Genomic DNA, 11,920 nt, shown 5'->3' with positions numbered 1-11,920 from the left:
TTGATGAATACTAAAATTTTATTTTTATCGTTTATTATTGCTTTCTCATTCTCAGGCATTTTGTTTGGGCAGGAAAATTATCGGACTTTGGTACATGAAGGCAATCAAAAATTTGATGGTAAAAATTATGATGGTGCCTCTTCAAAGTATATGGAAGCTATAAAAACTAATGAAAAAGATTTTACAGCACACTATAATTTAGGGAATGCACTATATAAAAATAAAAAGTATGAAGAAGCAAAGGCAGAGTTTGATAAAGCACAGAAACTTTCTCAGACCCTTCCGGATAAAACGGCAGCACTTCATAATTTAGGCAATACATACATGCAGATGAATCAGCCCGAAAAAGCGGCAGATTATTATAAACAGGCCCTCAAGCAGAATCCTTACAATGAGGCTACAAGAAAGAATTATGAGATTGCCAAGCTGAAAGAAAAAGAAAAGCAGCAGCAAAAAAGCGATAAGCAAAACAATTCAGGAAAAGGTGGCGGCGGTAATGATCAGAATAAAGATGACCAGAAAGGTGATAAAAAAGATCAAAAGCAGGATCAGGGAAATGGCCAGCAGAATGAAGGGAAAAGCGATCAGGGGAATACTCCTAAGCCAAACCAGAATGAAGAAGGTAAAATGCCGAAAAATCTTGAAAATGCAATTCTAGATAAAGTAAACGAAAAAGAAAAAGAGACTGCCAGAAGAATTTTAAACAAAAATTCTTATTCGATGCCTGAAAGCAACGAGAAGGATTGGTAATGCAGAACAGATTTATTTACATATTATTTATCCTCGCATCCGTAATTTCTTACGGACAGGTAAATCTGTCTCTTGAAGCTGATAAAAATGATTACAGCGGAAAAGAACCGGTGAATCTTACCATTATCTTAGAACTTAACGGAAGTGACCTTGTACAGCAGACTGGTTTACAGCTTCCGGATTTGTCAAAATTCAATATCATTGGAAGCGGATCTGTAACCAATACATTCATTGATCCGGCGACCAATACCCTTATTACCCAGAAGATTTCCAGAATTGCCCTTGAACCCAAGAAAAAAGGGAAAATAAAAATAGGATCCGTATTGGTTACCATCAATAATAAGATCTATAAAACAGAACCTTTTGATGTACTTATCAAGGATGTAGAAAAGAAACCCATCGCCAGTAATACATTGAATGATGTCTATCTGAATATGGAGATCGAGGATAGGGATGTCTACCAGGATCAGCCTACCATTGCCGTTCTGAGAGTCTATTCTAAAAATATGGACAATTTAAGGAAGGTGAAAAATATCCGTCTTCCGGAACAGGACAATATCAATGTACATCCGGTGAGCTTTGTTAAGTCTGAAATCGATCCGTCCGGGTACGGAAATATGCCTTCCCAGGTGTTAGCTGTATTCATGGTATTTCCTAATGAAGCAGGATATGTTGAGGTTCCCTCTGTATCAGCTTCAGTAAGTTCATTTGCCAATAAAAATAAAATTGTTTCCAATAAAGTAAAGCTTAATGTTAGAAAACTTCCGGAAGGATCTCCCGAAGGCTTTAAAAATGCGGTCGGGAATTTTAATGTGAGTGTGTATAATGCTTCCAAAGAAAAAGTTGAGATCAAGAAACCTCTGAATGTGGTGATTAAAGTTTCCGGCGAAGGAAACCTGTCAGACATGGAACTTCCGAAAATTGCGGCATCTCCGGATTATGATGTTTTTGCCCCTAAAATCACTTCCACAGTGAGTCCGGGAACAACAGGAATCAAAGGAGAAATTTCAGCAAATTATGTAGTGATTCCTAAAAAGGCAGGAGCGATTTCCATTAAAACAGAACAGTTTGCCTTTTTTAATCCTGCCAGTAAAGAATATGTAGACCTTGGTCAGGAAACCCTGGCACTAAATGCATTTTCTCATGAGCAGATTTTGGAATCACGTTCAACGGTTGAAAAAGTAAATGAATACACAAATAGCTTTTTAGAAACGGTGGATACTCCTGTTTTGAAGACTACATCACTGAAAGTAAAAGAAAAAAGCAGATTCCACTGGAATATCCTGTTAACCAATATCTTTATTCTTTTAGGATTGTTCATTGCCTATCTTTTATTTAAGACATGGCAAAAAAAGCGTACCTTAGTTAAAGAAAGTGTAGAGCCTAAATCTCTTGGTTCTGTTGCTGAAACAGAAAAAGAAATTAGAGAAAAGCTTACAACGGATGTTAACGATTATTTCAGTTATTTAGAAAATCTTAAAGATAACCGAGATTATCAAAAGTTTTTTGAAACCCTGGATGAGCTGGATCTTGATATGAGAAAACAGTATTTTCAGACTTCTTCAGAAGATTTTACAGCCTATTTGGAAAGTCATAAAAGTGCTTCTATTGCTGATGAATACAAAAGCTTATTACAAAGAATTCAGCTTATAAAGTATTCTCCGGTACAATCTTCAGAATCAATGGATGAGCTTTTAAAAGCAGTTGTTAATTTCTATTCTCAAATTAGCAAATAATCAATTTTTTTTCATATTTTTGCGAAATATTTAAAAACGAAGAGATGGAAGTTTTCAATGATTTTTCTATTAAAGAAGTGATGACCTCTTTTATGGTTCTTTTCGCCGTTATCGATATTATCGGCTCTGTTCCCATTGTAGTAAGTTTACAGCAAAAATTCGGGCAGATCGAAGCGGGTAGAGCATCAATAACAGCAGGAGCCATCATGATTGTTTTCTTATTTGTAGGAAATAAGATCCTTAAGCTGATCGGTGTGGATGTAAATTCCTTTGCTATTGCCGGGGCTTTTGTGATTTTTATCATAGCACTGGAAATGATCCTGGGAATAGAAATCAACAAAACCACTGAAGCAAAGGCGGCTTCCATTGTTCCTATTGCATTTCCGTTGGTTGCAGGAGCAGGAACTTTAACCACAACTTTATCCCTTAGAGCTGAATTCCATGACATTAATATTATTTTTGGGATTATTCTCAATACAATTTTCGTATATTTGGTGCTGAAATCAGCGAAATGGCTGGAGAATAAAATGGGAGAGGCAACTTTGTCAATCCTTCAGAAAGTTTTCGGAATTATTCTTTTGGCGATTTCCATTAAATTATTTACCGCAAACTTTGCACAATTGGTGCAGAATTATATTAATTTTTAAGAATCATGCAGAAGTTTTATAAAGTATTTTTAGTAGTTTTTGTCGTTTTTATCGCAATTAATGTGTATGCACTAGACTGGAGCACAGATCTTTTATCTGAAGACAATCTGAAATTTGTTTTTTCAATTGCTTCAGCGGTTATCGGTCTTATTTTACTGTATGTACTGCATACATGGAGCCAGATCGGAGTGAAGGTGAAAAAATAATTTTAATAGAATACTCCTATATAAAAACCTCTTTCAAATTATTTGAAAGAGGTTTTGTTTTATACATATCATCTTTTTTGCAAAAAAGATTCAACTTAGACAGAGTTTAGGAAATAACCAGATTCTTTAATACTGCTTCAGATTTAAGCTCAGTTTCTGTCCATTCCTTTTCCGGATTGCTTTGTGCTGTGATACCACCTCCAACAAATACATGAACGGAATCCTGATGTAATTTAGCGCAACGGAGATTCACAAAATACTGTACGGTGTCATCAGTTTCAATTTTGATATATCCGGCATAGAATTCACGCGGAAATTTTTCAAACTGCTGTATGTTTTTTTTGCAGAAGTCTTTAGGAATACCGCATACAGCCGGAGTAGGATGCAGTTCATGAATAATGATATCCAGATCTTCCGGTTCAATAGTTGCTTTGAAATCGGTTCGAAGGTGTTTGATATTTCCTGAAATGTGGTCGTAGGTTTCTGATACTTCTATGTTTTCTGCATATTCTTCCAGAATGTTCCGGATGTAAGAGGAAACGGGTTTCTGTTCCTCAATTTCTTTTGCTGACCAATCTTCTGAGACCGGCAGCGTACCCGCAAGACTCATGGTTTCGAACTCATGGGTAATCTTATTGAATTTCCCCAACACCTCAGAAAAGGCACCCATCCAGGCGTTTTCCCCATCATTAAACAGATATCTGAATGCATTAGGGTAAGTCTGGCACATATTGTTGAAACTTTCCTTATAATCGATATGATCAAAATCTTTGAAAATTTTTCTTCTGGAGAGAACTATTTTGGGAAGCTCATTTTCTTTGATCACTTCAATGACTTCGTACAAAGTCTGAAGATATTCATCTTTTGATTCCGGATTAAAACGACTGTCGTCCTTCTGAACCGATTCATTCGTAATGATGACCTGTTCAAACTGGGCGGGATCTGCTTCAATAATATCTCCTTCAAAACTAAGCTGCCTCAGTCCGTCAAATGAATGAAAATTCACATGATCTGTTCCTGGTTTCTGATCGGTTGAATATAGTTTTTCGTTGAAAGGAAGTTTGAAATAAATCATGAGTAGATACTTTGTGGAAATCTTTAGCTGGAAATAATAGAGGAAATTTCCCTATCGATTTTCCTTTTAGCAAAGGTATTACTAGTCTTAAAAATGTCAAAATCAAATGAGCTGTTTTTTAATGAAATATTCTCTTTTTGTGTAAACTTATTTTAGAGCGAATAAGTCCCATAAAAAAAGACTCAAAAAAATTGAGTCTTTTTATTATTTTTATGATCACTGACCTATCTATTGATGATATTGTTGGTCATTGTAGTATGATTGATCAGGATTCCTTTTTCGTCACGGATTTCAATTTCAGAAACGTGCATGGTTTTTCCTTTTCTGATGAAACGTGCTGTAGCCGTTACGATTCCGTCTTTTTTACTTCTCAGGTGATTGGAATTGATGTTGGTTCCAACGCCGTAATATTTAGTTCCGTCAATGAAGATATTAGACAGGCTTGAACCCAGAGTTTCTGCGAGGACACAGCTTGCACCTCCATGCAGAATTCCGAAAGGCTGATGAACCTTTGGCTGTACAGGCATGGTCGCTGTAAGGGTTTCATTTTCGGTATCGATGTCGATAAATTCTATTTCGAGTGTTTTCGCTAGTGTTATGTCTTCTCCCCAGTTGTTCAAAAATATAAGGAGTTCTTCTTTAGTCTGGTCTTTCATCTGTATCAGTGATAATTAATTATAAGTAATGATTAATCTAGCTTCTAGTTTCTAATTGCTCGTTGTCATTTCCTGTTCCCATAATGTTTGGATTCCAGTTGGCAGGAATTTTTGGACCAATATCATTTTTGATATAGTAGTCTTCGATTTCTTTCATAATTTCAACAAAAGGAACAGAGGCAATTCTTTCGTAAGGAATCGTATATCCTAAATACACTATATTTCTTTTAAAATCTCCGGCAGCCAGTACAATAGGTACTTTTGCGGCTAAAGCCATATGATAAAATCCTTTTCTCCACTTCGGAACCCAGCTTCTGGTACCTTCGGGTGTGATTACCAAACTGAAATCTTCCTTAGCAAATTGCTGAGCAACGAAGTTAACGAGATCATTTTTCTGGCTTCTGTCGATTCCTATTCCTCCTAAACCTCTTACTACGCTGCCGTACCAGGCTTTAGTATGTGCATCTTTAATGATGATTTTTAAGGGTTTCTCCAAAGACCAGTAGGCTAAATTTCCTAATATGTATTCCATATTATGCGTATGCGGTGCTACCACAAGAATACATCGGTTCAGACTGTTGACATCGCCTTGTAAAACGACCTTCCAACCTATCATTTTCAGCACCAGCTTGCCTATTAGTTTTTTCATAGATCTCTTTTGAATTTAAAATAAAAAAAAGCATAACCAATCTGGTTATACTTTACAAATATATTGAAATATTATCGCTCTTAAAACAAACCGCTGATTAAATCTGCGATCTTCATTACAATTTCTAGTGCAACTTGTACCATGGTTGAGGTGTTTTTTTATTGATTTGGTTATTAAAATAATAATTATACGAAGGTATGATAATTTTTTAACATACTAAACAAAATATTCATGTTTTTGTTCTGTTCTGAGAGAAGAAGAGTGTGAATTTCAAACGGTTGTCCTCCATCCACACCTTCTGCCACTCTCTGCAGTTCGTTATTTAGTTTTTATGGAAATTTCGTTTTTTCCTTCTTTGATTTTGATGTCTACGTCCTTTTTCAATTTCTTGATATTGGATTTCATAGAATCAATTACCTGATCAGCTTGTGAGCTAGGAACTTTTTTTCCATTGATGATGATGCTGTCTTTATCATCATTATTGTATTCAATAGTAGAACCGTTAACAGAAATTTTATTCTTTTCGATTCTGATGTTCCCCTGATCATCTTTTTCCTGATCATCATCATCCAGACCGTCTCCGTTCAGGTCTCCGTCAAAACTGATAGCATCTCTTTTCATTGGAACTACTACTGTGTTTTGAGGAACTACAAGCTCATAATTTACACTGTAATCTCTGAATCTGTGAGCGTAAGGATATTTTACATAATTAGGCAGTATGATTTTATTCCCTGAGATTTCTACCGGTACATTAATTTGAAGAGGCATGTTATATCCTTTTGCATCCTTTTTAATAACCAGGTAAGGTGTTTTAATATTAGCCTTTCTGGTAACTTCCATATAGATGTAATCTCTTTCAAAAACAGATTGTTTATCTGAATACAAATCGTCTTCATAGCCTACAAAGTTTTGTGGTATAGCGATCTGTTTTACATCAACATATAAACTGTCGGAAGTAGTGTTGATTGCAATCTCTTCGGTATCTTCCTTGTGGCCTTTCAGGAACATTTCCTTTTTTGCCATATTTAATCCGAAGAAAGAACCTAAGGCAATTAAAGCAAGTAATAATGCTCCCAATACCCAGCCAATATTTCTAAGTTTAGTTTTTGGTGAGAATATTTTGATGCTCAACAAACTGAATAGAATAACAGGAATTAAACTTCCAATAATCATCATAGCTGTTAACACTTTATCCATTCCATTGTCGTCGAAATAAAAACGAATCTGATTAGCTCCCGGAAAATCATTGTCCATTCCGAAAAGTCCAACGATGAAAAACGTTCCTACAATACTTCCTAAAGCCATTAAGGCAAATAATCCTCCTACGACATATTTAATGATATTCCAGATGCCGCTTCCTGCATTGTTGATGTAAGGCTTATTTTCGTTATAAATTTCTCCGACTCTCTGAGTAGATTCGTTGGCAAACTGAACCAGTTTATTAGACTCATCTTTCAAATTATCGAAGTTCATAGGCTTTCCCTTCATTTTCAGGTAATCTGCAGCCGTTTCTGCTTTTGGCAATACGATCCAGAGAATAACGTAAAGTAAAGCAATTAATGAAGAGGAGATAGCCGCTGTAAAGATTCCTAATACGAAAACCCCTAGCCAGATGGCTCTCATAGCGGTAATATCCATTCCTACATAATGGGCTAAACCTGCACAAACCCCTGCAATTTTCTGTCTTTCAGGATCACGGAATAACTGCTTTTTATCGCTGTATGCCGTTCCCTGGCTGTTAGTATTGCTTTTGGTATTCTTTTCAGAGTAATATGCTTCTTCCTGTTCTTCAATTTTTTCAGGAGTTCCGATTTGTGCAATAACTCTTTCTACGTCTGAATCATTCACTACCTCACGTTTTCCTAAAGAATCTCTGAAGATTTCAACCATTCTTATTTCTATGTCATGCATTACCTCATCTGCTTCAGAAGCATCTAGAGAGCTTCTCAGTGCATTCAGATAATCGCTGAGCTTTATATATGCGTGTTCTTCTATGGTAAAAGAAAAACCTGCGAGTCCTATTGAGAGTGTCTTGTTCATAGCTTTGTTTTTAAATTTTTTGAGTGATTTGGTTGACAGAATCTGTTAATTCTTTCCAGGTATTTTGAAGTTCGTCCAAAAACAACTTGCCTTTTTCTGTTATTTGGTAATATTTTCTGGGTGGTCCTCCTGTAGATTCTTCCCATCTGTAAGAAAGAAACTCCCCGTTTTTTAATCTGGTTAAAAGAGGGTAGAGGGTTCCTTCCACTACATCCAGTTTTCCTTTTTTCAGTTCATCTATTAAATCGGAAACATACATTTCACGGTTATTTATGAGACTTAAAATACAGAATTCCAGAATTCCTTTTCGCATTTGCGCTTTGGTATTTTCAGTATTCATCTTTTATAAGTTTTGTTGATTAGTGTATTTTTAAGAATTATGCCCCTAGCTAGTTGAGCCTTTTCTTATTTTACATTACAAAGATATGTAATTAAAATGGTATTATGCAATACAAAGTAGTGTAAATTTATAAATAAAAAATATAACTCATTGAAAACCAGTTATATTTTTTTTAATGTTAATTTTTTACAAGGGAATATTTTAAAGAATTAAGGCAAAATGCTAATAATTTTACCTTTTAAACTGATAGGTCTTAATGTAACAAGAGCTTTTTCTTTTACTTCTTTCTGATCCGATATAAATGTAAATTTTTGATAGAATTTGCGAATGATAAGTGCCATTTCCATTATTGCAAAATGCTCACCGATGCAAAGCCGGGGGCCGGCTCCAAAAGGATAATAGGCAAAGTTTTTAGCATTCTCATCATCAAAACGTTCAGGAATGAATGAGTCCGGATGTTCCCAATATTTTGGATTTCTATGAAGACCGCTGATATAAAGGATGACCAACGTACCCTTTGGCCACGAATATTCTTTAAAACGATCATCTTCTAACGCTTCCCGATCGATTGCCCAGGCCGGAGAGTGGAGGCGCATGCCTTCTTTGATTACATTGACGGTAAATGATTTCTTCATTAAACTTTCTGAAGTAAAAACCATTTCTCCTTCATTTTCTATTTCCTTTTTTAATTTTTCCTCAGCTTTTGGATTTTGACTGATTTCAAAGAAAATAAAGCTCAAAGCATTAGCCGTTGTTTCATGACCGGCAATAAAAAGAATGAGCATTTCATCAACGAGCTGTTCATCAGACATGGGAAGCTGCGTGTCTTCGTATCTCGTTTGAATAAGCATATCCAGCAAATCATTTTTTTCCTCCTTCGAAGTCCTTCTTTTATCTAAAATACGTTGAATAATTGCTTTTGCTGTTTTACTTTTTTCAATGTTTTTATCAATTACACCAAAAGTGTTTAATATACTCGTGTAAAAAGGTAAACGAACTTCTTTGGTGAAAACTTCCTGAATTTCTGTGATGATTTTACTTAATTGGACCACGGTATTTTCGTCAACATCGGAACTGAAAAGGGTTTTAGCAACAATGTTAAAGGCAAGAGCATGAAAAAAATGGTACAGATCTATATCCGATTCAGTTTTGAATAATTCTAGAGAAGTATCAATCTCTTCTTCCATAATAGAAACAAGATTGGCGATTTTTACCTTACTGAATCCAGGCTGAATCAGTCTTCTTTGTTGCAGCCAGTCTTTTCCATTGTTCGTTAATAAGCCATTTCCTAAGTATTTTCTTAAAGTGATGGACTGTATTTCAGATTTATAATAATTTTTGTGATTCTGTTTTAAGATATATTCAACAAATTCTTTATCCTGGGAAAAAATAAAATTTTTGTTGGTAAAACTTGCTTTGATGTGATAGTTATCACCCAAAGATTGATGGTTTCCACTGATTACTTCTAGCGGGTGATTGAGTCCTTTAAATAAGGAGTATAACTTCCTTTTCCCTCTAATTTCTGGGGGATAATTAAATTTTGAATTCATCTTGTATATTTCTATTAAAAATACAATTAATCTTTTATATAAATTATTTTGAAATCAAAACCCTTATTTTTGTAATAATATTGAGTTAGAGAACCCGATTAAACGAATATCGATTAAAAATACACCTATGATGAATTACAGATTTTTATTACCATTTATGCTTTTGGGAACCATTGTTTGGGGTCAGAATCATTTTGAACTGAAAGATGCTTCAAGAAATTATGATGTTTCCATAGATGTTCAAAACTGTGAAAAGGATGAATGCAGCGGTAAGGCAGTTATTGATTTACGGGATAAAAAAACTTCCAATATATTTCAGACTTTGACTTCTGAAGATCTGAATTTTTATCTGAAAGAAGATCAAAAGCCCACGGTTAATATTATTCAGCTGTATGATGAACAAAGTCCATTGATTTTTAATGACTTTAATTTTGATGGAACGGAAGATATTGCGATCAGAAATGGAAATGAAAGCAGCTATGGCGGTCCTTCCTATGATGTATATGTATTTAATTCTACTAAGAAACGATTTGTAATGAGTGAAGAGCTTACAAGCCTTGCCTATGAAAATCTTGGAATGTTTCAAACGGATTCTGAACGAAAACGCATTGTTACTTATGCAAAATCCGGCTGCTGCTGGCATCTCACCACAGAATATGCTGTTGTTCCTAAAAAAGGATTGGTAAAAGTGTATGAATTAGAAGAAGATGCAATGGGAGGCGATGAAACCGTAAAAGTGACAAAAAGGGAATTGAAAAATAATAAATGGGTTGCCAAATCCACAAAATATCCAATAAAAGAATATTATAAAGAGTAACAATGAAGATACAGAAAGAGATTGATTTTATTTTAGCAGTCGATGCTTTAAAAAATGTACAAAGAAGAAATTACAATGCCGATGATTCAAGAAGGGAAAATACGGCTGAACATTCATGGCAGATTATTATCCTGGCGCAGATCCTTTTTCCTTATGCGAAAAACAGGGCGGATATTGATTTGTTGAGAGTGATACGTATGCTTTCCATTCATGATCTTGTGGAGATCGAAGCAGGAGATACCTTCCTTTTTGATGAAAAAGCGATGATTGGTAAGTTTGAAAGAGAGAAACAATCAGCACAAAATATTTTCGGGATTCTGGATGAACCTTTACGTTCAGAGTTTTTTAATTTATGGCTTGAATTTGAAGAAGAGGAAACTCCGGATGCTATTTTTGCCTGTGCCATAGACCGAATTATGCCTTTTATCCTGAATTCCCATACTTCCGGGAAAAGCTGGACCGAAGCTAAAGTAACCGAAAATCAGATCCGAAATATGCTTGAAAATGCCATTACCAGAGCTTCTGATGAAATGGGAGAGGCTTTTCAGTTATTGTTGATCAAAAGCTTGGATACTGAAAAGGTATTGAAATAATTATACGAATTTTTTATTCTATGAATCAGTTTCGGCGGCCAAAGGCCGCCGAAACTGATTCAATACTTAGAATTTTTTTAGAGTGCACTTTCATACAGGTTTATATAGTATTTTACAGTGACTAAAGGATTGTAAAGTATTGTTAAATAAATCCTTACAAGATTTGAATAGGTTTTTTAAATTCATCAATTGCCACAAAAGTAAAATCTCCTACAATGGCCTTTTCTCTTTCATAAGAGTACATCTGTTCGGTGTAGATTTCAACATTTACTTTCATACTCGTTTTTCCTACGTGGGAAACCTTTCCGATCAGTTCCACAATAGTTCCTGCAGGAATAGGTTTTTTAAAATCTATTTTATCGCTGCTTACCGTTACCACTCTTTTTCTTGCGAAACGGGTTGCGGTGATGAAAGCTACTTCATCCATCAGCTGCATGGCAGTACCTCCAAAAAGGGTATCGTAATGATTCGTAGTGTTAGGGAAAACCGCTTTAAAAATTCTGGTTTCGGATGCTTCAATTCTTTCTTCTGTAGTCATATTCATTATTAATTAATGCGGAATGAGCAGTATTGGGACAAACAGAATATAGACAGGAATAATAAAATCCCTGAACCATCCATCAGACCAATAAACTTCAAACCGCGAAAGTTTCTTGTATAACGAAAGAGGCAGGTCTCCTGACTTGTAACATCCTGATCTCCTTCCCATGGCTTGCACAGTGGATTTTTTGATCAAGACTTTAGTTACTTACAGTTGCGCGACAGTCCGTGATTTTCACACAGTTCCCTTTTAATCAGCGGTTAAGCAGAACCCATTTCTATGATGAATAAGCATGATGCTTTTCAGTGGCAAAAATAAGA

General features: G+C 35.3%; 13 protein-coding genes and 1 riboswitch. Of the genes, 6 read left to right on the top strand and 7 right to left on the bottom strand.

Translation table 11 applies throughout. The features are described from left to right. The first annotated feature begins 3 nt into the window (after nucleotides 1–3). The 4 genes from SB679_RS11670 to SB679_RS11655 are packed head-to-tail and all read left to right on the top strand — an operon-like array spanning nucleotide 4 to nucleotide 3,339. Nucleotides 4–750, top strand: a complete 747-nt coding sequence (locus SB679_RS11670) for a tetratricopeptide repeat protein (protein WP_410702473.1) — start codon at nucleotides 4–6, stop codon at nucleotides 748–750. After that, nucleotides 750–2,486, top strand: coding sequence for a BatD family protein (locus tag SB679_RS11665; protein ID WP_410702471.1), 1,737 nt, complete (start codon nucleotides 750–752; stop codon nucleotides 2,484–2,486). Before SB679_RS11670 ends, SB679_RS11665 begins: the two co-directional genes overlap by 1 nt. Nucleotides 2,487–2,530: 44 nt before the next feature. Continuing rightward, nucleotides 2,531–3,133 carry a MarC family protein gene (locus SB679_RS11660; protein WP_034710209.1) on the top strand — a complete coding sequence of 201 codons (603 nt, stop codon included), beginning with the start codon at nucleotides 2,531–2,533 and terminating at the stop codon, nucleotides 3,131–3,133. Between the two features lie 5 nt (nucleotides 3,134–3,138). Then, a complete protein-coding gene (locus SB679_RS11655) occupies nucleotides 3,139–3,339 on the top strand; it encodes a hypothetical protein (RefSeq protein ID WP_410702470.1) in 201 nt (66 codons plus the stop codon). 106 nt (nucleotides 3,340–3,445) lie between these two features. Here SB679_RS11655 and SB679_RS11650 read toward each other — a convergent pair whose 3' ends face one another. The 6 genes from SB679_RS11650 to SB679_RS11625 all read right to left on the bottom strand — a co-directional run bounded on the left by SB679_RS11650 (nucleotide 3,446) and on the right by SB679_RS11625 (nucleotide 9,649). Then, nucleotides 3,446–4,414 (bottom strand): chorismate-binding protein, encoded by a 969-nt coding sequence (locus SB679_RS11650; protein WP_410702469.1) that lies wholly within the window; start codon nucleotides 4,412–4,414, stop codon nucleotides 3,446–3,448. 224 nt (nucleotides 4,415–4,638) lie between these two features. After that, the gene (locus tag SB679_RS11645; RefSeq protein ID WP_410702468.1) at nucleotides 4,639–5,070 is read right to left on the bottom strand and encodes a PaaI family thioesterase; all 432 of its coding nucleotides are present in this window, start codon (nucleotides 5,068–5,070) and stop codon (nucleotides 4,639–4,641) included. Between the two features lie 37 nt (nucleotides 5,071–5,107). Further along, nucleotides 5,108–5,719, bottom strand: a complete 612-nt coding sequence (locus SB679_RS11640) for a 1-acyl-sn-glycerol-3-phosphate acyltransferase (RefSeq protein ID WP_410702467.1) — start codon at nucleotides 5,717–5,719, stop codon at nucleotides 5,108–5,110. 318 nt (nucleotides 5,720–6,037) lie between these two features. Beyond that, on the bottom strand, nucleotides 6,038–7,759 hold the full coding sequence (locus SB679_RS11635; protein WP_410702466.1) for a PspC domain-containing protein: 1,722 nt from the start codon (nucleotides 7,757–7,759) through the stop codon (nucleotides 6,038–6,040). Nucleotides 7,760–7,769: 10 nt separating this feature from the next. Then, entirely contained in the window at nucleotides 7,770–8,099 is a 330-nt protein-coding gene (locus tag SB679_RS11630) for a PadR family transcriptional regulator (RefSeq protein ID WP_034710217.1), read from the bottom strand. A 209-nt stretch (nucleotides 8,100–8,308) separates the two neighbouring features. Further along, nucleotides 8,309–9,649, bottom strand: coding sequence for a cytochrome P450 (locus SB679_RS11625; protein WP_410702465.1), 1,341 nt, complete (start codon nucleotides 9,647–9,649; stop codon nucleotides 8,309–8,311). Between the two features lie 127 nt (nucleotides 9,650–9,776). Between SB679_RS11625 and SB679_RS11620 the strand changes: the two genes are divergently transcribed. Both SB679_RS11620 and SB679_RS11615 read left to right on the top strand, forming a co-directional pair. Continuing rightward, nucleotides 9,777–10,466, top strand: coding sequence for an XAC2610-related protein (locus SB679_RS11620; RefSeq protein WP_410702464.1), 690 nt, complete (start codon nucleotides 9,777–9,779; stop codon nucleotides 10,464–10,466). A 2-nt stretch (nucleotides 10,467–10,468) separates the two neighbouring features. Further along, nucleotides 10,469–11,059, top strand: coding sequence for an HD domain-containing protein (locus SB679_RS11615; RefSeq protein WP_410702463.1), 591 nt, complete (start codon nucleotides 10,469–10,471; stop codon nucleotides 11,057–11,059). A 154-nt stretch (nucleotides 11,060–11,213) separates the two neighbouring features. Here the strand turns inward: SB679_RS11615 and SB679_RS11610 are convergent, their stop codons facing one another. Next, the gene (locus SB679_RS11610; protein WP_027385876.1) at nucleotides 11,214–11,597 is read right to left on the bottom strand and encodes an acyl-CoA thioesterase; all 384 of its coding nucleotides are present in this window, start codon (nucleotides 11,595–11,597) and stop codon (nucleotides 11,214–11,216) included. A gap of 112 nt (nucleotides 11,598–11,709) precedes the next feature. Further along, a riboswitch (cobalamin riboswitch) is annotated at nucleotides 11,710–11,890 on the bottom strand. Nucleotides 11,891–11,920: the final 30 nt, after the last annotated feature.

The organism is Chryseobacterium sp. SIMBA_029 (assembly GCF_046535275.1).
Classification (GTDB): Bacteria; Bacteroidota; Bacteroidia; order Flavobacteriales; family Weeksellaceae; genus Chryseobacterium.
The sequence above is the reverse complement of the archived record's forward strand: the minus strand, read 5'-3'. Positions and strand labels throughout refer to the sequence as shown.